Here is an 18,232-nt window from a genome sequence, read left to right on the forward strand (position 1 = left end):
CGTTCCACCAGTTCGGCGAGCCGCACCGGCTCGGCCCCGCGCTGGCCCCGTCCCGTGAGGTACCGACCCCGATGCGTTCCCTCCCCGCCACCGGCCGCCGGCTTCTCCAGGCGATCAGCACCAAGCACGTCCGCTCGGTGCTCTCCTCCGCCCCGCTCACCACGGCCCGGCTGGCCCCCGCCAAGGCGCTCGCCTCCGGCGCCGCCGTGGTCGCCGCCGGCGCGCTGCTGATCCCCACCGGGCAGGCCGTCGCGCAGGGCGCGCACCCGGCCGACCAGGCCGCCACCGGTGCCGCCACCGTGCGGGCGCAGGACTTCCGGCTGCCCGTCCAGGCCGCGCCGCAGAGCGAGCAGGCCATGGCGGCCAAGGCCGCGGTCGTCGCCTCGCTGGACGGCGGCGCCGGAACGGACGCCCAGGCCCGGCCGCAGGACGAGCAGGCCTCCCGCAGCGAGCAGCGCACCGAGCTGCAGGCCGCCGGGCAGGGCGCCGAGCAGGAGCAGGCAGCCGCCGCCGCCCAGCAGCAGGCCGCCAACCAGGCCGCCGCGGACCAGGCCGCCGCCGAGCAGGCCGCGCAGGCCGCCGCCCAGCAGCAGGCGGCCGAGCAGCAGGCCGCCGCCGAGAAGGCGGCCGCCGACCAGGCCGCCGCGGAGCAGGCCGCCGCCGCGCAGGCCGCTGCCGCCGCCAAGCCGGCCTGGTCCTCCCCGCGCCGGGCGCGGCGATCAGCAACCCGTACCACAAGACCAACGCGGCGTACGCGGCCGGCTACCACACCGGCACCGACTTCGCGGTCTCGGTCGGCACCCCGGTGCTGGCCGTCGGCGACGCCACCGTGGTGTCGGCCGGCTACGCGGGCGCCTACGGCAACCAGATCGTGCTGAAGCTCTCCGACGGCCGCTTCGCCCAGTACGCGCACCTGTCGCAGCTGGGCGTGAAGGCCGGGCAGCACGTGGGCGCGGGCGACCAGGTCGGCAAGTCCGGGAACACCGGCAACTCGCACGGCCCGCACCTGCACTTCGAGATCCGCACCGCCAACCAGTACGCGAAGGTGATCGACCCGGTCGCCTACCTGAAGCAGCACGGCGCGACCAACTTCTGATCCGCCGCCCGCCGCTCCCCCGTACCGCCGCTCAGCCCCGAGCCGTCCGCGCCTACCGCGCGGGCGGCTCGATGCGTGCCGCGACCTCCAGGGCGACCTCCAGGGCCGCCTCCATCGCCTCCTCCACCGAGGGGGCGGGCCGGTCGGGCTCGCACAGGTCCGCCTTGAGCAGGAACATCGCCGAGTGCATGGAGGTCAGCGCGACGGTGGCGCGCAGCTTGTCGCGGAAGGTCGGCTCCGGGCCGTGCAGCAGGTTGATCATCCGGATCATCCGGTCCTTGAACGCCAGCCCGGCCGCGGACTCCCGCAGCGCGGGCTGGTTCTCGTGGAAGAACCGCAGCAGCGGGGCCCGCTCGCCCATCCCGGCCGCGAAGCGGCGCAGCAGCTCGTCGCGCAGCTGGGGCGACCAGGGCTTGCCCTCGCCGTAGGCGATGGCGTCGTCGAGCGGGGCGGCCATCTTCTCCACGATGCCGCGGACGATGTCGTCCTTGGTCTTGAAGTGGTAGTAGAGGGCGGCCTTGGTGACCCCCAGGCGGTCGGCGATCTCCCGCAGCGAGGTCTTCTCGTAGCCGTGCTCGGCGAACAACTCCAGGGCCACGTCGATGATCCGCGCTCTGGTGTCGCTGCGGGGGCTCTGGGTGGTGGTCATCGCTGGCGGCCTGCCTCGTGAAGCGGGTGCGGGACCGGCGTCAAGGTCCCGTTCGGTTGGCATTCTCCCTGCCCAGAGGGGCTGCTCCGAAACTGGCTTGACGACCGGCTAGGGAACAACCTACCGTGCCGGACGGCGATTAACTAGCCGGTCGTCAAGTAAGTACCGCCGCGGTACCCCGCGGCACCTGTGCCCCGGGAGAGACGCACCATGACAACCCAGCAGTCCGAGGCGGTTCCGGGGGAGCCGCCCGTCGAACTCGGGAAGCCCGACGAGTTCGAGCAGCGCCCGCACCGCGAGATCCGCCTGGTGATGGTCGGCCTGGTCATCACCATGCTGCTCGCCATGCTGGACAACCTGATCGTCGGCACCGCGATGCCCACCATCGTCGGCGAGCTGCACGGCGCCGAGCACATGTCCTGGGTGGTGACGTCCTACACCCTGGCCACCGCCGCCTCCACCCCGATCTGGGGCAAGGTCGGCGACCTGTACGGCCGCAAGGGCTCGTTCATGGTCTCGATCGTGATCTTCCTGCTCGGCTCGGCGCTGTCCGGCCTGTCGCAGAGCATGACCCAGCTGATCGCCTTCCGCGCCGTCCAGGGCCTCGGCGCCGGCGGCCTGATGGTCGGCGTGATGTCGATCATGGGCGCGCTGGTGCTGCCCCGCGACCGCGGCAAGTACCAGGGCATGTTCGCCGCCGTGATGGCGCTGGCCACCGTCGGCGGCCCGCTGATCGGCGGCTTCATCACCGACCACCTGAACTGGCGCTGGACGTTCTACGTCAACCTGCCGCTGGGCGCGATCGCGCTGGTCTTCATCCTCGTGGTGCTGAAGCTGCCCAAGATCCGCTCCAACGCGAAGATCGACTACTTCGGCGCGGTCCTGCTCACCGTCGGCATCGTCTCGGCCGTGCTGGTCACCACCTGGGGCGGCCACGAGTACGCCTGGGGCTCGAAGCAGATCCTCGGCCTGGGCGCGCTCGGCCTGGCCTCGCTGATCGGCTTCTGCTACGTCGAGCAGCGGGTCGCCGAGCCGATCATCCCGCTCAAGCTGTTCCGCAACCGGAACTTCACCATGGTCTCGATCATCGGCTTCATCGTCGGTTTCGCGATGTTCGGCGCGGTGACCTTCCTGCCCACCTACCAGCAGATCGTCCAGGGCGCCTCGGCGACCAACTCCGGCCTGCTGCTGATGCCGATGATGTTCGGCATGCTGGTGGTCTCGCTGGTGGTCGGCCAGGCCATCACCAAGACCGGCAAGTACCGGATCTTCCCGATCATCGGCACCACCGTGATGGCCGGCGGCTCGCTGCTGCTGTCCACCCTCGCCGTGGACACCAAGAGCTTCACCTCCTCCTGCTACATGGTGGTGCTCGGCGCCGGCATGGGCTTCCTGATGCAGGTCACCATGCTGGTCGCGCAGAACAGCGTGGAGATGAAGGACATGGGCGTCGCCTCGTCCTCCGCCACCCTGTTCCGCACCATCGGCGGCTCCTTCGGCGTGGCGCTGTTCGGCACCCTGTACGTCAACCGCCTCAACGACACCCTGAAGGCCGCCGGGATGCCGGCCGGCGGCGAGTCCACCGGCTCGATGAGCCCGGAGACGCTGAAGAGCATGCCGCCCGAGGCGGTCTCGGTGCTCCAGCACGGCATCGCCAACGGCATGCACACCGTCTTCCTGTGGGGCACCGTGATCAGCGTGGTCGCCATCGCCGCCTCGCTGTTCATCCGCGAGGTCAAGCTCCGCGGTGGCGCGGACGCCGCCGAGGCCAAGGCCGAGGCCGCCCTGGAGGGCGCGCTCTGAGGCCCGCCGCGGCCTGAGGAACGCCGAACGGCCCGGGACCGCGTGGTCCCGGGCCGTTCGCGCGCTCCGCGCGGGGTCACTGCGGCAGGCGGTAGGTGCCCGGCCCGACCGGCTCGACCAGCCCGTCGGCGACCAGCCCGTCCAGCGCCCGGGCGCGCTGCACCGCGTCCGGCCACACCACGTCCAACTGCCCCTGGGCGACCGTCCCGCGGGCGTCCCGCAGCACCGCCAGCAGCTTGCCGCGCACCTGCCGGTCGGTGCCCTCGTACGTCTGCCCGCGGCGGGCCGGGCCCTGGTGCGGGGGCGGCCGGCCCGCTGCCAGGCGCAGTCCGCCCGCAGCGGGCAGGTGCCGCACTCCGGGCCGCGCGCGGTGCACACCAGGGCGCCCAGCTCCATCACCGCGACCGCCCAGGTCGCGGCCCGCTCGTCGGTCGCGGGCAGCAGCTCGACGGCGGTGCGGCGCTCGGCGGCCGTGGTGGCGTTCGCCGGGTACTCGACGCCGGTCACCGCCCGGGCGAACACCCGGCGCACGTTGGTGTCCAGCACCGCGTGCCGCTGCCGGAACGCGAACGAGGCGACCGCCGCCGCCGTGTACTCCCCCACCCCGGGCAGGGCCAGCAGCGCCGCGTGGTCCTCCGGCACCGCGCCGCCGTGCCGCTCGGTGATGGCGACGGCCGCGCCGTGCAGCCGCAGCGCGCGGCGCGGGTAGCCGAGCCGACCCCACATCCGCACCGCCTCGCCGGGCGCGTCGGCGGCCAGCGCGGCGGGCGTGGGCCAGCGCTCCAGCCAGGCCGCGTAGGCGGGCAGCACCCGCTTGACGGGCGTCTGCTGGAGCATGAACTCGCTGACCATCACGGCCCACGGCGAGGCGTCCGGGGTGCGCCAGGGCAGGTCGCGGGCGTGGGTCTCGTACCAGCCGATGACGGTCGAGTGCAGCGCCTGGACGGCGCCCGGGGAGAGAGTCGAAGCTGTGGCAACCATGGTTTTTCGATCCTGCCACGACCGGTGCCGCAGGCTTAAAGCCCCAGGTCGTCGAGCTCCTTCAGCAGGTCCGCGCGCGGGCTGGCCGGGCCGGCCGCGATCTGGCCGGACTTCTTCCCGGGCTTGCGGCCGGACCCGCCGCCCGGGCCGGGCAGCGACAGGGGGTCGCCCCCCTCGGACAGCGCGGCCGCCGGCTTCGGGCTGCGGTCCCGGAAGATCCACGCCCCCAGCAGACCGCCGACCAGGCCGCCGATGTGGGCCAGCCAGGACACCCCGGGGGTGCCCGGGACGGCCGTGCTCAGCAGGTAGGCGAAGGAGGCGCCCATCACCAGGCCGATCAGCGAGTCGATGAGGTTGCGGTCGAACAGGCCGCGCAGCACCACGTAGCCGAAGTAGCCGAAGACCACGCCGCTCGCGCCGACGGTCACCGTGTCGCCCGACTGGAACAGCCACACCGCCATCCCGCTGGTCACCACCAGCAGCACCGTCAGCCCGAGGAACTTGCGCACCCCGCGGTACGCGGCGAGGAACCCGAAGACGAACAGCGGGCCCGAATTGCCTTCCAGGTGCTGCCAGTTCAGGTGCAGGAAGGGGGCGGTCAGCAGGTACCCGAGGGTGTCCGCGTCGTGCGGGCGGATGCCGTGCATCACGGCCATCCGCCCGTCCAGCAGCCAGTTGACCAGCTGCGTCGCCCACACCAGGCAGAGGAACCCGAACATGACGAAGAACGCCTTGCGCGCCTCGGCGATCATCTGCGCCGGGTCGAGGGGCGTACCGGTGGGGGCGGGGGCGTGCGGGGAGGCCATGAGGGCGACTATAGGGCGACGCGCCGACGTGTCGAGTCCCTCTTCCGGACCAAATGGCGGATGATGTGAAAGAAGTGGTCCCGGTGCGGTGTTGATGCGTCAACAGGTGCACACGGTCTCGTAGAGTTTGCGCGTGCCCTCTCTGCGCCAGCCCGTCGGACCACTGCCCGCCTCGATCTACTGGCGGCGCCGTGTCGTGGTCCTCGCCGCCCTCGCCGTCGTCCTGCTCCTGGTCGGCTGGCTGGCGTTCGGCGGCAGTGGCGGCGACCAGCAGAAGAAGGCCTCCCAGGGCAGCCCGCTGCCCGCCCCCGCCCAGTCCATCACCCCCGGCGCCTCCCCGACCGGCCCCGCCATCACCACCCGCCCCGGCGGCACCGGCGGCGGCACCGGCGGGACGGGTTCCGGCGCGGGCGGCGAGATCAGCGTCACCGGCGGCAACAGCACCTCCGGCGGCGGCAGTTCCTCCGGCGGGACGGGCGGCACCGGCGGGACGGGCTCCGGCACCGGCGGCACCCCCCGGGCCGGCGGCGGGGCCTCGCCCGCCGTCAACACCACCGAGGTGATGGCCCTGCCGGTCTGCACCACCGCGCAGCTCACCCTCGAACTCGCCTCGGCGCAGAACTCGTACGCGGCGAAGGACAAGCCGAAGCTGGCGCTGACCGTCCGCAACTCCTCCGGCGCGGGCTGCCGGATCAACCTCTCCCACGAGTACTCGTTCCTGACCGTGACCTCCAGCGCCAACGAGCGGATCTGGTCCTCCGCCGACTGCGTCACCGAACGCGTCGACGCCTGGGCCCAGATCGCCGGCAACAGCGGCGTCACCGAGACCTTCACCTGGGACCGCACCCGCTCCAAGCCGCAGTGCGCCACCCCCGACCCGACGCCCGCCCAGCCCGGCAACTACCTCGTCCAGGCCGACCTGACCGGCCCGGCCGGCGGCCCGCTCTCGGCCCGCGCCTCGATCCGCCTGGAGAGCTGAGAAGAGCCCCGCCAGGGGCTCGGCAAGAACGGCGGGACGCGAAACCAGGGGCTCGGGGAACGGCGAGCCCGGGTCTGCTGGACGTTCACTGCCGGAGCGCGCATCGGCTTCCGGTTCTGTCACTACACGCAGCAGCACGAACCTCCGATGGGCTCCGACCGTCAGCAGCACGGACCCGCCGTTCCCCGGGCCCCTGAAGGGGCTCTCATGCCGTCCAGCTGGTGCCGCGCAGGCTGCGCCCGAGGGTGAGCGGCAGCAGCGCGGCGGCCAGGGCCGCGGCGAGCAGGACCAGGACGGTGGCCGCGGGGAGGCGGTCGAGCAGGAGGCCCGCGGTCATGGTGCCGAGCGGCAGGCCGGCCATCAGCAGGGTCATCGTCCCGGCCATCGCGCGGCCGCGCACCTCCTCGGGGACGCGCTGGAAGACCAGCACGTCGAGCATCACGCGCAGGGCCGGCACGCCGAGCGAGGTGAGCGCGAGGGCCGCGAACACCACCACCGGGCCGGCCGCCACCGCGGGGACGGCGAAGGCGGCCGCGCCGCTCCAGGCGACGGCCAGCAGCAGGGCGCCGGGGCTGAGCAGCCGGTGCAGCCGGGAGACCAGCAGGGCGCCGAGCAGGCCGCCGACGGCCTCGCCGGTGAGGGCCAGGCCGATGCCCGCCTGGGAGGTGCCGTGGTCGCGCAGCAGCACCATGACGGCCAGCAGCATCGCCGAGCCGGTGAGGTTGAGCGCGGCGGCGACCAGCACGGTGCCGCGCAGCACCCGGTGGGCGGACAGGTAGCGCAGCCCGGCGAACGCGGCGCCCTTCTCCCGCCCGCCCTCCTCCCGCCCGTCCGTCGGCGCCTGCGTGCCCGGGCGGGAGTCGAACCGGACGGTGACGCTCGCGCCGAGGGCGAGGCCGGAGGTGAGGACGGTGGTCAGGAAGGGCACGGCGGTGCCGAGGCCGAGCAGGAACCCGGCCAGCGGCGGACCGGCCAACGCGGCGCCGTTGACCCGGAGTTCGTCCTGCGAGAGGGCCTGGCGGAGCTGCTCGGGCGGGACGACGGCGCGCAGCGCGAGCATCCGGGAGGGGCCGCCGTAGGCCATGGTCGCGCCGATGACGGCGGCGGCGAGCAGCGCGTGCGGGACGGTCAGCCGGTCGGCGGCGAGGGCGAGCGCGACGCTGAGCGCGGTGAGCAGCCGGGCGGTGTCGGCGAGGATCAGGATCCGGCGCCGGTCGTGCCGGTCGGCGACCGCGCCGCCGTGCAGGCCGAACAGCACGGAGGCGCCGAACTGGACGGCGCCGAACGCCCCGGCGACCGTAGGCGAGCCGGTCATGGCGAGCAGCAGCAGCGGGTAGGCGGTGTCGGCGACGCAGGTGCCGAGCATCGCGGCCGCGGAGCCGGCCCAGAGGGTCTGGAAGCGGCGGTTGCGGCGCAGCGGCACCGCGGTGGATCCCGGTTCGAGTGTCGCGGTCATCTCCCGTACTCCGTTCATGTTCCCGCCCATGTTCATGATTTAGAGACCATTCACGTACACGTGAATGGTTGCACGGCCGAGAACGATTGCACAAGCGTTGACGCCATGGCTGAATGTGAACGTGGTGGATCGGATGAAGGAGCGCGAGGTCACGGACGTCGCGACGCTGAAGGCCCTGGCGGACCCGTTGCGGCTGGCCGTCCTCGGGGTGCTGATGAAGCGCGACCCGGAGCCGGTGTCGGTGAAGGAGGTCGCCGCCGAGCTCGACGAGGCGCCGACCAAGCTGTACCGGCACGTCAAGCAGCTGGAGCAGACCGGGCTGGTGTACGTGGCGGAGACCCGGCTGGTCTCCGGGATCGTGGAGAGCCGCTACCGCTCGGCGCAGCACTCACTGCGGCTGTCGCCGCAGGTGTTCGCCGAGGGCGGCGAGCAGCCGGCCGTGCTGGAGGCGGTGCTGGCCGCGATGGACCTGGTGCGCTCCGACTTCCAGCGGTACTTCCTGGCCGGGCGGGTCGACATGTCCCCGGAGAAGCGGGCCGGCAAGTTCGCGCACGCCACCTTCCGGCTCAGCCCGCAGCAGCTGCGGCGGCTGCGCGAGCGGATCGACGAGGCGCTGGACGAGGTGTTCGCGGAGGGCGACTACACCGGCCCGGACGCCGTCGACGCGACGCTGTTCTCGCTGCTCTACACGGTGGACCCGCCGAAGGCGGAGCAGGACTAGACGTACCGCTCCAGGATGGAGGACTCGGCGAGCCGGGACAGCCCCTCGCGCACCGAGCGGGCCCGGGTCTCGCCGACGCCCTCCACGGTCTGCAGGTCGTCGATGGACGCGGCGAGCAGCTTCTGCAGGCCGCCGAAGTGGTCGACCAGGCGCTCGATGACGGTGTTCGGCAGCCGCGGCACCTTGGCCAGCAGCCGGTAGCCGCGCGGGGAGACCGCGGAGTCCAGCGACTCGGGGGTGCCGGTGTAGCCGAGCGCCTTGGCGACGGTCTGCAGGTCCAGCAGCTCGGCGTGGGTGAGCGCCTCCAGGTCGGCGAGCACCTCGGTGACCGTGCGGCCCTTCTTGGCGGCGCGGTCCGGGAAGTAGTCGCGCACCACGAGTTCGCGCTCCGGCTCGACGCCGGCGATCAGCTCGTCCAGTTGCAGCGACAGCAGCCGGCCGTCGGTGCCCAGCTCCAGCACGTACCCGGCGATCTCGCCGGCGATCAGCCGGACCATCTCCAGGCGCTGCACCACCGCCGAGACGTCCCGGACGGTGACCAGGTCCTCGATCTCCAGCGCGGACAGCGTGCCCGCCACCTCGTCCAGGCGGAGCTTGTAGCGCTCCAGGGTGGCCAGCGCCTGGTTGGCCCGGGACAGCACGGTGGTGGAGTCCTCCAGCACCCGCCGCGCGCCGTTGACGTAGATGGCGATCAGCCGCATCGAGTGCGAGACCGCGACCACCGGGTAGCCGGTCTGCCGGTTGACCCGCTCCGCGGTGCGATGGCGGGTGCCGGTCTCGTCGGTGGGGATGTTCGCGTCCGGCATCAGGTGGACGCCCGCGCGCAGGATCTTGGCGTGGTCCTTGTCGAGGATCACCGCGCCGTCCAGCTTGCACAGCTCGCGCAGCCGGGTGGCGGTGAACTCGACGTCCAGCACGAAACCGCCGGTGCACAGGGCGTCCACGCTCTTGTCGAAGCCGAGGACGATCAGGCCGCCGGTGTTGGCCCGGAGCACCCGCTCCAGGCCGTCCCGCAGCGCCGTGCCCGGCGCGATCGCACTGAGGGAGGCCCGCAGCAGGGCCTCCTCGCGGGAGGACTTGTCCGCCCGGTCGATGGCTGCCACGTGACTCCTTGGGCCGACCCGGACCGTGTGCCGCGGCGGCCGACGGTCTGTCTGTTGTTGCTGCGAATGATGCCGATGAGCAGGTGAAGTCTAACTGCGTACGGCCGCGGCGGGGCGTGGGTCAGCCCAGTTCGTCCGAGTCGACCGGCTCCCAGCCCGCCATCAGCTCCTCCGGGTGGGCCGCGACGGGGGCCTGGGCGCGGGCCCGGGCGAGCGCCTGGGCGCCCTGCTGGGCGGGCGTCACGGCCTCCTGACGGGGCTTCGAGCGGGGGCGGCGGCCCGGGATCGCCCGCAGCGCCTCGCCGATGTCGGAGACCTCCACCACCTGCATGCCGCGCGGGACCTTGCCCGGGTCCGGCGGGACCAGGGCGTGCGTGAAGCCGAGCCGGTGCGCCTCGGCGAGCCGGCGCTGCACGCCCGTCACCCGCCGCACCTCGCCCGCCAGACCGACCTCGCCGATCGCCACCAGGTTGCTGGGCAGCGGCGTGTCGGTCGAGGAGGAGGCCACCGCCAGGGCGATCGCCAGGTCCGCCGAGGGCTCGGTGAGCTTCACGCCGCCGACCGTGGCGGTGTAGATGTCCTGCTTGCCGAGCTTCACGCCGCCGTGCCGCTCGACCACCGCCAGGATCATGGCGATCCGCGGCGACTCCAGGCCCGAGGTGGTGCGCCGCGGCGAGGGGATCTGCGAGTCCACCATCAGCGCCTGCACCTCGGCCACCAGCGGGCGCTTGCCCTCCAGCGTCACCGTCAGGCAGGTGCCCGGGACGGGCTTGTCGCGGCGGGTCAGGAACAGGCCGGACGGGTCGGCCAGGCCGACGATGCCCTCGTCGTGCAGCTCGAAGCAGCCGACCTCGTCGGTCGCCCCGTAGCGGTTCTTGACGCCGCGGATCAGCCGCAGCCGGGCGTGCCGGTCGCCCTCGAAGGAGAGCACCACGTCCACCAGGTGCTCCAGCAGGCGGGGGCCGGCGATCTGGCCGTCCTTGGTGACGTGGCCGACCAGCAGGGTGGCCATGCCGCGCTCCTTGGACGCCCGGATCAGCGCGCCCGCCACCTCGCGGACCTGCGCCGGGCCGCCGGGGGCGCCGTCCAGCTCGGCGGAGGCGATGGTCTGCACCGAGTCGAGGATCAGCAGCGAGGGGTTGACCGCGTCGATGTGGCCGAGCACCGCGCCCAGGTCCTGCTCGGCGGCCAGGTAGAGGTGGTCGGAGAGCGCGTTGATCCGGTCCGCGCGCAGCCGGACCTGGCCGGCCGACTCCTCGCCGGTGACGTACAGCGTGCGGTGCCGGTCGCTGGCGGCCTTCGCCGCCACGTCCAGCAGCAGCGTCGACTTGCCGACGCCGGGCTCGCCCGCCAGCAGCACCACGGCGCCCGGCACCAGGCCGCCGCCGAGCACCCGGTCCAGCTCCGGGACACCGGTGGAGCGGGCGGTGGCGACCTGCCCGTCCACCTGCCCGATCGGCTTGGCGGGCGCAGAGACCGGCCCGGCCGCCGTCGTCCGGATCGGCACCGCGCCGTACTCCTCCACCGTGCCCCAGGCGTTGCACTCGGAGCAGCGCCCGACCCACTTCAGCAGTTGGGCGCCGCACTCGGTGCAGCGGTACGAGGGGCGCGGCTTCGCGGTGGTCTTGGTACGGGCAGCCATGCGGGCCACGGTAGCGCCTGGCACCGACACCGCCCGGACGTCACCCGGACGGCGTCAACCAAACGAACAAGGAATCGGTCCTGTTACCCGAAAGAAGGACAAACGGCCGAAACCCCCCGGGCGGCGGGTTTCGGCTGCCTACCGTCGAACCGTGACCACCGGCCAGCCCCACCCCGTCGACCCGTCCCCGGCCCTGCGGGCCTACGGCGCGTGCGTCGACGGGCTGTTCACCTACTGCCTGTCCGTGCTCTGCGAGCACGAAGCCGCCGGCGCGGCCGTCCTGGAGGTCCGCGACCTGGCCCGGCGCCACGGCGGCCGGATCGACGACCCGGCGCTGCTGCGCGCCTGGCTGTACGCGCTGGCCCGGCACCGCTGCCTGGCCCGGCTCGACGGGACCGCCGACGAGGGCGGCCCCGTCCCGAGCGGGCCGCCCGGGCGCGAGCGGCGCCGCGAACTCGCCTCGCTGGCCTGGCCGGAGGCGGCCGGCACCGACCCGGAGCAGCGCGAGGCGCTGGAGCTGGCGGTGCGGCACCGGCTGGACGGCGCCGAGGTCGCGGCGGTGCTCGGCCTGAGCCCCGAGGCCGCGGCGGCGCTGCTGGACGCGGCGGGCGCCGAGGTCGGCCGGACCAGGACGGCGCTGCTGGTGCTCGGCGTCGGCTCCTGCCCGGAGCTGGCCCAGCTCGGCGGCGTCGGCGCGGAGTCCTGGCGGGGCTGGGTGCTCGGCCCGGCGCTGCGCCGGGAGCTGGTGACGCACCTGGTGGAGTGCCCGACCTGCCGGGGCACCGCCGAGCGGGTCGCCGGGCAGCTCGGGCACGGCCTGGCCGGACTGCCGGGGCTGCCGCTGCTGGCCGCGCCCGGCCCGCTGCGCCCGGCGTCCGCGCCGGTCGGCGGGACGGCCTTCCTGGCCGGTGCGGCGGCGGGCCGGCGGGCCGCGCAGGGCCCGGCGGAGCCCCGGTTCGACCAGCGCGGCTTCCCCCGGCACCGGATGCCCTCGGCGGCACGCGGCGCGGCGGTGCGCCAGCGGGTGGTCACCACGGGCGTGCTGGCGGCGGTGCTGGCCGCGCCGGTGGTGGCGCTGTGGAGCGCGCACCGGGACGGCGGGGAGGACCGCACCGCGGTGTCCTCGGTCCGGGTGGACCCCGCCGGGCCCGGGCACCGGGTGCCGGTGCCGGAGCCCACCGCGATCGCGGCGGCGCTGCCGCCGACCGCCTCGGTCGGGTCGCTGGAGCTGGCGGGCGCGATTGCCGCAGAAACGTCCCTGCCGGTGGTGCAGGGTCCGGCGGTCGCGGTGCCCTCGCCCGGGGCCGCCCCGCTCTCCAGCCCCGCGCTGACCGCCGAACCCTCCCCGCCGCCGTCCGCCACCGCCGCCCGGCTGGCCGTGGAGGCCGGCGAGTACGGCAACCGCACGGTGCTGACCCTGACCAACTCCGGTGACGGCCCGCTGTCCTGGCACGCCGTGCTGGACGTGGACTGGCTGCGGCTGAGCCGGGACGCCGGCACCCTGGCCCCCGGCCAGCGGATCACCGTGACCGTCACGGTCGACGAGTCGCGCGCCCCGCAGTCCCGCTGGACGGCGCACCTGGCACTGCCGCCCTCCACCGCCGTGGTCACCCTGGAGGGCGGCACCGACCACCGCGGCCTGCCCACCCCCGGCGGCCCGTCGCCGTCCGCGAGCCCCTCCGGCGGCCCCGGCTCCCCGGGCCCGGCCGACCCGTCCGGCTCGCCGAGCCCGTCGAGCCCCGCCCCGTCGGCCTCCGCGTCCGCCTCGCCGTCCTCCCCGGCCTCCCCGTCGCCCTCCGCCCCGGCGTCCCCCTCGCCGTCCGCGCCCCCGTCCTCCACCGGCCCGTCGGCGTCCCCGTCGTCGTCGCCGTCCGGGTCCGGGTCCGCCGCGCCGTCCGGGTCGCCCTCGCCCTGACGGGGCGTCAGTCCGCCGCGGTGCGCCGGCCCGTCAGCCAGCGCTCACCGCGGGCCACCGCCTCCTCCAGTGCGGCGTCCAGGACGGGGTCGGCGGGAACGACTCCGTCCGGGCCGAGCGCCCCGGCCAGCCCGGTGTGTCCGGCGAGCCGGACGAAGGAGGGCTGCGCCCCGGCGACGATCAGCCGTCCGCCGCGGGCGCCCAGCTCGTCCTGCTTGCGCCGCAGCAGCTTGACCATGCTGGACGAGGGCACGTCGGGGACGGTGCGCACCACCAGCACCAGCACGGCGGGCCCGTCGGGGGCGCGGGGCCAGTCGGCGTCGATCAGCGGGAGTTCGGCGAACAGGCTGACCCCGCTGTAGGCGAGCACGGTGGCCCGGCCGGCGGGCAGCTCGGCCGGGACGCCGGCGAGTTCCCAGCGCCCGTCCGGGGTGCGGTCGAGCGCGGCGAGCTTCGCCTGCCGGGACGCCTGCACGCAGTAGAGCAGCAGCGAGAGCACCGCGCCGAGGATGATCGCCTGCTGCAGCGGCAGCTGGGTGGTGCCCAGGAAGGTGACCGCCATCGCGGCGGCGGACAGCTTCGAGGTGCGCAGCACCAGCCCGATGTCGGGGACCTTGCCGACGATCAGCTCGCCGCCGACCACGATGATCAGCCCGCCGATCACCGGCATCGGGATGTGCTCGGCCAGCGGGGCCAGCGCCAGCACGATCAGCGCCAGCCAGACGCCGGAGAACACGCCCGCCCAGCGGGTGCGGGCCCCGGCGGAGACCGCGACGCCGGTGCGCGAGAGCGAGCCGCCGACCGGCAGCGACTGGAACAGCGCGCCGACGGCGTTGGCCAGGCCCTGCGCGGTGAAGTCGCCGTTGACGCCGGGCTTCGAGCCGTCCGGGTTGGGCACCGAGGGGCTGATCCCGGCGGCCTGGGCGAGCGCCACCAGGGCGATCGACAGCGCCCCGCCGAGCAGGTGCCCGGTCGCCGACCAGTCGGGGGCGGTGAAGTGCGGCAGCGCGGCGGGGACGTCGGCGATGGAGCCGACCAGTTCGACGTCGGTGCCGAGCACCGCCACGCCCGCGCTGACCAGTACCATCGCCACCAGCAGCGCCACCGTCCGCAGCCGCTTCACCGCGTGCGCCAGCGCCCACACCGCGACGGTGGCCGCCGCCGTCAGGGTCGCGGCGAGCTCCCAGGAGCCGGGGTGCGCCAGCCAGTCGCCGAGCTGCACCAGCTTGTTGTGGCCCTGCGGCTGGTAGCCGGTGGCGTCCTTGAGGACGCCGACCACGATCTGCAGCGCGATGCCGGTGGAGAAGCCGACCATCACCGCGTTGGAGACGAAGCTGAGCACCACGCCCAGCCGCAGCACGCCCATCAGCAGCATCACCGCGCCGGACAGCACGCCGAGCACCGCCACGTTCCCGGCGTCCTTCGGGTCGAGCCCGGCGTCGGCCAGCACGCTCTGCGAGGTCAGCGCGATGGCGCTGGTCAGCGTGGTGACCATCAGCACGGTGCGGGCGGCCAGCGAGCCGACGATCGCCGGGACGACGCCGGAGAACAGGCCCGCGACCGGGTTGAACCCGGCGATCGACGCGTACGCCATGCCCTCCGGGATCGAGAACAGGCCGGTGACCAGGCCGGAGGTGACGTCACTCGGCTTCGGCCGTCCCGGCGAACGCAGCGATCGCGGTGACGGACGGCGCATCAGGTCAGGCCCGCCACGGCGTCACCGATGTACTTGGTGCCCAGGACCAGCAGCAGCACCAGCATGATCGCCGAGTTGTGCGCGGACATCCACGCCTTCCAGCCGCCCAGCACCTCGGTCGCCCGCGTCCCGCCGAGCAGGTAGACGCCCAGCGGCAGCAGCGTGCACAGCGAGCCGATCAGCACCAGCAGCGCCCCGGCCACCGCCTTGCCGCCGCCGCTCGCGCCGCTGGTGGCGATGGAGACCGCGCCGCCGACCGCCAGCACCAGGTTCTTCGGGTTGGCGGCGGCCAGCACCGCCGCCAGGCCCGCCGACTTCGCCGGGGTGAACCGGTCGACGGCCCGCATCCAGCCCGGCGGTTCGGCGACCTTCCCCGCCCGGGGCCGGCCCTGCCACTGCTTGGCCGCCAGCAGCAGGAACAGCACGCCCAGCCCGAGCTTCACCCAGTACGACCAGTCGGGCGTCCCGGCGGCGGTGTCGATGCCCGAACCGGCCAACACCACCACCGTGGTGACCGCGCCGAGCGCCACCACCCAGCCGGCCGTGAACGCGATGCCGTTGGACCGGCCGCGCGGGGTGGCCAGCATCAGGATCACCGCGATCAGCGGCAGTGGGCTGATCGCGATGCCGACCGCCGAGGCCAGCATCTGCCCGATCGCGTCGCCCATCTCCGTCCCCTCCCGGTCAGCGCAGCCGGATCGCGGGCAGCCGGTAGCTGCCGTCGAGCACCGCGTCCTGCGGCTGGTACATCCGCACCATCGGCCGGAAGCCGCCCTCGGGCGCGGGCAGCCAGTTCGCCAACTCGTCGGCGTCGGTGGGGCGTTCGTGCTGGAGGTGGAGGGTCAGCGAGCCGTCCTCGCCGTACACCAGGCCGGGCGTGCGGTCGCCGATCGAGTACCGGTCGATCTCGTTGGGGACCAGCAGGTACTCCGGGGTGCCGTACATCGTCACCGACCAGAACGCGCCCACCGGCGGGGTCTGCTCGAAGCGCAGCGTGTACGCGTGCGCGCCGGTCAGCGGGACGCCGTCCGCGTCGTTGTAGGTGGTGGCGTACGCGGCCTCGTAGGCGTGGTTGCCCCACAGGCCGGCCCGGGCCGCGACCGCGCGGGTCAGGTAGGCGGCGCGGCGGTCGGCGATCTTCCACTGCGGCTCGTCGCGGGTGCCGGGGCCGAGGTGGTCCAGGTTGTAGTCGAACAGGTGCAGGTTGGCGGCCCACTCGCCGGTCGGGTCGCCGGCGCCGACGGTCGCCGCCTCCACCCGCTCCCGGCCCGCCGCCAGGCCCTTGGCGAGCGCCGCCGTCCACTCGGCCGGGCCGTCCAGGTAGGGCGAGCGGCCCCGGTCGAGCAGCCCGATCGGGGCGAAGCGCTGCTGGAAGGCGACGTCGGCGTCGGCGGGCGGGAAGGCCGCCATCCACAGCCGCAGCTGCTCCAGGAACAGCAGCTCCGCCGGGACGTCCGCGGCCGGCTCGGGCGGTCCGGCCGCCGTGCCGCCGTCCTCGAACGGGGTCAGCGTCAGCTGCTGCTGCAGCACCCGGACCCGCGCAAGGTCGTCCGGGCCCGCGCAGTAGTTGCGCACCGCGATCGCCGCCACCGCCGTCGGCGCGGTGATCACCGGCACACCCTCCGGGGCGCTGCCCCGCCAGCCGGGCGGGGCGACCAGCCAGGTCTGCTCGGCGGTGCCGGACGAACGGCGGCCCGCGTAGGCGAAGTTGTTCGTCCAGGCGTCGATGAACTGCAGCACGTCGTAGGCGCCGCCGGTGTCCGGGACGTGCAGCAGCAGCGGGCCGGCCGAGAGGTCCAGCGGGGCCACCGAGTACACGGTGTCGTTGTTCACCGAGACGAAGTGCGAGGCGGGGTCGGCCAGTTCGGTGGCGTGGCCGAAGGTGTTCCAGGCGGTCGGACCGATCGAACTCAGCCCCCGGCGGACGATGGTGTCCACCATGGTCAGGTTGGCCACCAGCGGGGAGCCGTACACGAAGGCCTCGGCGGCCAGCATCTCGGGCGTGGCGTCAGCCATGCGAACGTCCTTGTCTGATCGGTGGGTTCATCGGGGGCCCGGGCGGGCAGCGGCCGGCTGCCGTCCGGCGGCTCGGGCTTCGGGACGCGGGCGCGCCGGGTTCCCCATGACACCCGCCCTCCTCCCCGCCAAAAGGGAACATTCAGACATACCGGTACACGGGGATGGTATGTGCTCCCCCCGCGGTCGGCACTCCGGACATCCGGTGGGCGGCCGACGGGCCGTCAGGCGGGTGCGGCCCCGGGCGGGCCGTCTGCTCCGGGCGAAACGGCTCCGCTCCCGGTGAACGCGGCGCATGGACCGGCCCCGGCTCGGAGAGCCTCGGAGGCATGGACATCCTTCTGCTCGGCGGCTCCAAGTTCCTCGGCCTCGCCTACGCCACCGAGGCCCTCGCCCGCGGCCACCGCGTCACCACCTTCAACCGCGGCCTCAGCCGGGCCGACCCGCCCGGCGTCGAGGCCGTCCACGGCGACCGCGCCGACCCGGACGCGCTGCGGCGGCTGGTCGACGGCCGCCGGTGGGACGCCGTCGTCGACACCTCCGGCCAGCAGCCCCACGACGTCGCCGCCACCGCCCGGCTGCTCGGCGACCGGGCCGGGCACTACGGCTTCGTCTCCTCCGTCCACGCCTTCGCCGACTGGCCCGCCCGTCCCGTCGACGCCGGCTCCGCCACCCTCGACTGCCCCGGCGACCTGCCGCCCGACCAGCCGTTCGCCAACGCGCTCAAGGCCGGCTGCGAACGCGCCCTGCGGGACAACTTCGACGGGCCCGCCGCGATCCTCAACTGCGGCCTGCTGATCGGCCCGCACGAGCCGATCGGCCGGCTCCCCTGGTGGCTCGACCGGATCGCCCGCGGCGGCCGGGTCCTCGCCCCCGGCGCCCCCGACCGCCCGCTCAGCCTGATCGACGCCCGCGACTTCGCCGCGTTCGGCCTCGACCTCGCCGAACGGCGGGCCGAGGGGCGCTACGTCACCACCGCGCCGATCGGCTCCACGACCACCGGCGAGCTCCTCGAAGCCTGCCGCGCCGCGACCGGCTCCGACGCCGAGTTCGTCTGGACCCCGGACGCCGACCTGCTCGCCGCCGAGGTCTCCCCCTGGACCGAACTCCCGCTCTGGGCGCCCGACGCCGAGGGCTGGCACGGCACCTGGCGGGCCGACCCGGCCACCGCCCTCGCGGCCGGCCTGCGCATCCGCCCGCTGCTGGAGACCGTCACCGACACCTGGGCCTGGCTGGAGTCCGGCGGCCGCGCGGAGGTCGCCTACCGGCAGCTCGACACGCCGCTGGGGATCGACCCGGCGAAGGAGCGGAAGATCACCGGATAGGCGAATACAGGGAGCACCCGTCAGGGGCTCGGGGAACGGCGAGG

Annotated in this window: 15 protein-coding genes and 1 pseudogene; 7 read left to right on the top strand and 9 right to left on the bottom strand. The window is 74.4% G+C overall.

The features are described from left to right. Window positions 1-71 precede the first annotated feature (71 nt). Window positions 72-878 (top strand): hypothetical protein, encoded by an 807-nt coding sequence (locus OU787_RS13565; RefSeq protein ID WP_268659462.1) that lies wholly within the window; start codon window positions 72-74, stop codon window positions 876-878. After that, window positions 806-1,096, top strand: coding sequence for a M23 family metallopeptidase (locus OU787_RS13570; protein WP_268659463.1), 291 nt, complete (start codon window positions 806-808; stop codon window positions 1,094-1,096). The genes OU787_RS13565 and OU787_RS13570 overlap by 73 nt, the downstream gene beginning before the upstream one ends. Before the next feature lie 52 nt (window positions 1,097-1,148). Here the strand turns inward: OU787_RS13570 and OU787_RS34560 are convergent, their stop codons facing one another. Then, entirely contained in the window at window positions 1,149-1,745 is a 597-nt protein-coding gene (locus tag OU787_RS34560) for a TetR/AcrR family transcriptional regulator (RefSeq protein WP_030457904.1), read from the bottom strand. 210 nt (window positions 1,746-1,955) lie between these two features. Between OU787_RS34560 and OU787_RS13580 the strand changes: the two genes are divergently transcribed. Further along, entirely contained in the window at window positions 1,956-3,548 is a 1,593-nt protein-coding gene (locus tag OU787_RS13580; protein ID WP_442788462.1) for an MDR family MFS transporter, read from the top strand. 76 nt (window positions 3,549-3,624) lie between these two features. Here OU787_RS13580 and OU787_RS13585 read toward each other — a convergent pair. Both OU787_RS13585 and OU787_RS13590 read right to left on the bottom strand, forming a co-directional pair. Beyond that, a pseudogene (locus OU787_RS13585) lies at window positions 3,625-4,529 on the bottom strand (A/G-specific adenine glycosylase). A 35-nt stretch (window positions 4,530-4,564) separates the two neighbouring features. After that, window positions 4,565-5,335 (bottom strand): rhomboid family intramembrane serine protease, encoded by a 771-nt coding sequence (locus OU787_RS13590; protein WP_268659464.1) that lies wholly within the window; start codon window positions 5,333-5,335, stop codon window positions 4,565-4,567. A gap of 133 nt (window positions 5,336-5,468) precedes the next feature. On the opposite strand from OU787_RS13590, the gene OU787_RS13595 reads away from it, so the two are divergent. Then, window positions 5,469-6,314 carry a hypothetical protein gene (locus tag OU787_RS13595; protein WP_268659465.1) on the top strand — a complete coding sequence of 282 codons (846 nt, stop codon included), beginning with the start codon at window positions 5,469-5,471 and terminating at the stop codon, window positions 6,312-6,314. 205 nt (window positions 6,315-6,519) lie between these two features. On the opposite strand, the gene OU787_RS13600 is transcribed toward OU787_RS13595, so the two are convergent. Further along, entirely contained in the window at window positions 6,520-7,770 is a 1,251-nt protein-coding gene (locus tag OU787_RS13600) for an MFS transporter (protein ID WP_268659466.1), read from the bottom strand. A gap of 133 nt (window positions 7,771-7,903) precedes the next feature. Between OU787_RS13600 and OU787_RS13605 the strand changes: the two genes are divergently transcribed. Beyond that, a complete protein-coding gene (locus tag OU787_RS13605) occupies window positions 7,904-8,491 on the top strand; it encodes a winged helix-turn-helix domain-containing protein (RefSeq protein WP_268659467.1) in 588 nt (195 codons plus the stop codon). Here OU787_RS13605 and disA read toward each other — a convergent pair. Together disA and radA are read right to left on the bottom strand one after the other, a co-directional pair. Further along, window positions 8,488-9,594 (bottom strand): DNA integrity scanning diadenylate cyclase DisA, encoded by a 1,107-nt coding sequence (gene disA, locus OU787_RS13610; RefSeq protein ID WP_051778408.1) that lies wholly within the window; start codon window positions 9,592-9,594, stop codon window positions 8,488-8,490. The two genes, OU787_RS13605 and disA, sit on opposite strands and share 4 nt — an antisense overlap. 121 nt (window positions 9,595-9,715) lie before the next feature. After that, window positions 9,716-11,236 (bottom strand): DNA repair protein RadA, encoded by a 1,521-nt coding sequence (gene radA / locus OU787_RS13615; protein ID WP_268659468.1) that lies wholly within the window; start codon window positions 11,234-11,236, stop codon window positions 9,716-9,718. Window positions 11,237-11,387: 151 nt separating this feature from the next. Between radA and OU787_RS13620 the strand changes: the two genes are divergently transcribed. After that, the gene (locus OU787_RS13620; protein WP_268659469.1) at window positions 11,388-13,151 is read left to right on the top strand and encodes a BACON domain-containing protein; all 1,764 of its coding nucleotides are present in this window, start codon (window positions 11,388-11,390) and stop codon (window positions 13,149-13,151) included. 7 nt (window positions 13,152-13,158) lie between these two features. Here the strand turns inward: OU787_RS13620 and OU787_RS13625 are convergent, their stop codons facing one another. From OU787_RS13625 to OU787_RS13635, 3 genes are read right to left on the bottom strand one after another with little or no spacing between them, the layout of a single operon-like run. Further along, entirely contained in the window at window positions 13,159-14,847 is a 1,689-nt protein-coding gene (locus OU787_RS13625; protein WP_268659470.1) for a SulP family inorganic anion transporter, read from the bottom strand. After that, a complete protein-coding gene (locus tag OU787_RS13630; RefSeq protein WP_268659471.1) occupies window positions 14,847-15,515 on the bottom strand; it encodes a GAP family protein in 669 nt (222 codons plus the stop codon). Before OU787_RS13630 ends, OU787_RS13625 begins: the two co-directional genes overlap by 1 nt. 16 nt (window positions 15,516-15,531) lie before the next feature. After that, entirely contained in the window at window positions 15,532-16,863 is a 1,332-nt protein-coding gene (locus OU787_RS13635) for a DUF1254 domain-containing protein (protein ID WP_268659472.1), read from the bottom strand. A 329-nt stretch (window positions 16,864-17,192) separates the two neighbouring features. On the opposite strand from OU787_RS13635, the gene OU787_RS13640 reads away from it, so the two are divergent. Next, on the top strand, window positions 17,193-18,188 hold the full coding sequence (locus OU787_RS13640) for an NAD-dependent epimerase/dehydratase family protein (protein ID WP_268659473.1): 996 nt from the start codon (window positions 17,193-17,195) through the stop codon (window positions 18,186-18,188). Window positions 18,189-18,232: the final 44 nt, after the last annotated feature.

This window comes from Kitasatospora sp. YST-16 (genome assembly GCF_026802215.1).
In the GTDB taxonomy this organism is placed as follows: domain Bacteria; phylum Actinomycetota; class Actinomycetes; order Streptomycetales; family Streptomycetaceae; genus Kitasatospora; species Kitasatospora cineracea.

Excerpts from the sequence above, each read along its gene's own strand:
- OU787_RS13590 (WP_268659464.1), bottom strand. The coding sequence starts at position 5,335 with ATGGCCTCCCCGCACGCCCCCGCCCCCACCGGTACGCCCCTCGACCCG.
- OU787_RS13605 (WP_268659467.1), top strand. The coding sequence starts at position 7,904 with ATGAAGGAGCGCGAGGTCACGGACGTCGCGACGCTGAAGGCCCTGGCG.
- OU787_RS13580 (WP_442788462.1), top strand. The coding sequence starts at position 1,956 with ATGACAACCCAGCAGTCCGAGGCGGTTCCGGGGGAGCCGCCCGTCGAA.
- OU787_RS13600 (WP_268659466.1), bottom strand. The coding sequence starts at position 7,770 with ATGACCGCGACACTCGAACCGGGATCCACCGCGGTGCCGCTGCGCCGC.
- OU787_RS13625 (WP_268659470.1), bottom strand. The coding sequence starts at position 14,847 with ATGCGCCGTCCGTCACCGCGATCGCTGCGTTCGCCGGGACGGCCGAAG.
- OU787_RS34560 (WP_030457904.1), bottom strand. The coding sequence starts at position 1,745 with ATGACCACCACCCAGAGCCCCCGCAGCGACACCAGAGCGCGGATCATC.
- OU787_RS13640 (WP_268659473.1), top strand. The coding sequence starts at position 17,193 with ATGGACATCCTTCTGCTCGGCGGCTCCAAGTTCCTCGGCCTCGCCTAC.
- radA (WP_268659468.1), bottom strand. The coding sequence starts at position 11,236 with ATGGCTGCCCGTACCAAGACCACCGCGAAGCCGCGCCCCTCGTACCGC.
- OU787_RS13635 (WP_268659472.1), bottom strand. The coding sequence starts at position 16,863 with ATGGCTGACGCCACGCCCGAGATGCTGGCCGCCGAGGCCTTCGTGTAC.
- OU787_RS13565 (WP_268659462.1), top strand. The coding sequence starts at position 72 with ATGCGTTCCCTCCCCGCCACCGGCCGCCGGCTTCTCCAGGCGATCAGC.
- OU787_RS13630 (WP_268659471.1), bottom strand. The coding sequence starts at position 15,515 with ATGGGCGACGCGATCGGGCAGATGCTGGCCTCGGCGGTCGGCATCGCG.